At 73.9% G+C, this 1,476-nt stretch carries 1 protein-coding gene and 1 pseudogene; both read left to right on the forward strand.

Going from position 1 to position 1,476, the window contains the following annotated elements; translation table 11 throughout:
- On the forward strand, positions 1–957 hold a 957-nt coding region (locus AB0M20_RS43125; RefSeq protein ID WP_364307249.1), incomplete at its 5' end, for an MBL fold metallo-hydrolase.
- A gap of 240 nt (positions 958–1,197) precedes the next feature.
- A pseudogene (locus tag AB0M20_RS43130) lies at positions 1,198–1,476 on the forward strand (DNA polymerase III subunit delta); the annotation flags it as partial.

Here is a 1,476-nt window from a genome sequence, read left to right on the forward strand (position 1 = left end):
GCCGTCCCATGGCCCGGCGGCGTGGTCGGCGGTGTGCTCCTCGGCGTGATCACCGTGGCGCTGCTGCTGGCGGCGCGGCGGACGGTGGTGCGGCGGCTGGTCGCGGTGGTCGCGCTCGGGGGAGTGCTGGGCGCGCTGCCGGTGCGGTTGCTCGCGCCCGGGTGGCCGCCGCCGCGCTGGCTCGTCGTCACCTGCGCGGTCGGGCAGGGCGACGCGGTGGTGCTGCCGGCCGGCGAGGGCCGCGCGGTGGTGATCGACGCCGGGCCTGAGCCCGAGCCGGTGGATCGATGCCTCCGGCGGCTGGGCGTGCGGCGGGTCGTGCTGTTCGTGGTGAGCCACTTCCACGTCGACCACATCGGCGGGGTGGCCGGCGTCTTCCGCGGGCGGCAGGTCGGCGCGGTCGTCGGCCCGGACTGGCCCGACCCGCCGGCCGGGCGGGCCGCGGTCGCCGCCGAGGCCGCCGGTCGCCGGGCCCCGATGCTGGCGGTCGGTCCGGGATGGGCATACGAGGTGGGTGACCTGCACCTGACCGCACTCGGGCCGCCCGAGCCCATGCACGGCACCAACTCCGACCCGAACAACAACTCGCTGGTGCTCCGCGCGACCGTCGACGGGCGGACGGTGCTGCTGCCGGGCGACGCGGAGAGCGAGGAGCAGCAGGCGATGCTGACCCACCTGGGCGCGCCTCAGATGCACGCCGACGTCCTCAAGGTGGCGCATCACGGGAGCCCGTATCAGGAGCCGGCCTTCCTGGACTCCGTGGATCCGGCGGTCGCGCTCGTCTCGGTCGGGCTCGGCAACGACTACGGGCATCCGAGCGGGCCGTTGCTGGACCGGCTGCGCCGGGGTGGTGCGCGGGTGATGCGTACCGATCAATCGGGCGACCTCGCGGCGGTGACCGCCGGAAGTGGCCTGGCCGTGGTCGCCCGGGGCGACGCGCCGGAGGCGAAGCGATGACCGGTCACTCCACGCTCGGCGGTAGCGCGTGACACGCCCGGGTTAAGCCGTCGGTGTCGAATCGGGTCCCTCGATCGGGTTCGATGTCGGCCGGCCGGAGCGCGGATGAAGGGGGAGACATTCAGCCTGATCGAGCGGATTTCCGGTCTCTCGGCCATGGCGGATTGCCGATATGTCCCGTTTGGAAGGGCGCATCGCCCGGGAGTGGGCCGTCTCGCGTTGTCATACCCGGGTGCAAAGATATCCGGCGTGAGCGTCGCACCCCCCGACCCGTTGCTGCTCGTCCAAGGTGATGAGGAGCTTCTGGCGGCGCGCGCCGTCGAGGGCGCCGTCGCCGCGGCCCGTGCCGCCGAGCCCGGGGCCGATGTGCGGGAGTATGAGGCCGGCGCCCTGACCGCCGGCGAGGTGGCCGAGATGCTGAGCCCGTCGCTGTTCGGCGGTCGGCGGGTGCTGGTCGTCCGCAGTGGGCAGGACGCGCGCAAGGACCTGGTGGCCGCGCTGCTGGCGTATGCCAAGAAT

This window comes from Actinoplanes sp. NPDC051633 (genome assembly GCF_040681735.1).
In the GTDB taxonomy this organism is placed as follows: Bacteria; Actinomycetota; Actinomycetes; order Mycobacteriales; family Micromonosporaceae; genus Actinoplanes.